A 660-nucleotide genomic window follows, 5' to 3' on the forward strand; every position below is an offset into this window, starting at 1 on the left:
TCAACGTCGTGTCGAAGGTAATCGACAACGAAGCCGCGGCCAACTTGGTTTTCTATAAGATCAATTTTCCCCGTGAATCTCGGCCAGTTTTCAAGGGTACGCTGGAGAGTTTCTGGAACGAGGTTTTCTCGCAGCTCGAAAACGGGGTGGTGAGCCATGGCCTCTGTTCTCTCTTCTGCGTTGTCCGCGAGATGGTATCTGCCAATTTGATCCTGAAGAATCTCGGTACGCGTTACCCTCATCGTAAGCTTGCAAGGCCGGATATCCTGAGGCCAATCGTGATCGGCGGCCCGTCGACCGCAGGTATGATCCATCGTTCCGAGATCATAGGGGAGATCGCCGAAAAGTTGTTGGAAGCCGCCGCGAGCGGGGGCCGCATCGACTGCGTTGGGCTCACCGGTTTCGGCGGCATCGGAAAGAGTATCATCGCCAGACTGGCCACAGTTGATCCGCGGGTTATGACGACCTTTGGGGAACGGATCGACTGGTTGACGCTCGGACCGCAGCGCGACGACGATCGGCTGACCAGGCTACTTAATGATCGCGCAACCAGGCTGACCGGTACGGAATCTGCGTCCCAGACAGTCGAGGGAGCCGCACAGAGCTTCATGCAGGCGCGCAAGGATCGGCCGTGGTTAATCGTGATAGACGACGTGTGGC

At 57.3% G+C, this 660-nt stretch carries 1 protein-coding gene; it reads left to right on the forward strand.

Going from position 1 to position 660, the window contains the following annotated elements; all coding sequences use genetic code 11:
• Positions 1 to 8 precede the first annotated feature (8 nt).
• A partial coding sequence (locus MJ785_RS20675; RefSeq protein WP_239382438.1) for an ATP-binding protein occupies positions 9 to 660 on the forward strand: 652 nt, incomplete at its 3' end.

Origin of the sequence: Protofrankia sp. CiT1, assembly GCF_917627335.1 — a bacterium.
GTDB lineage: Bacteria > Actinomycetota > Actinomycetes > Frankiales > Frankiaceae > Protofrankia.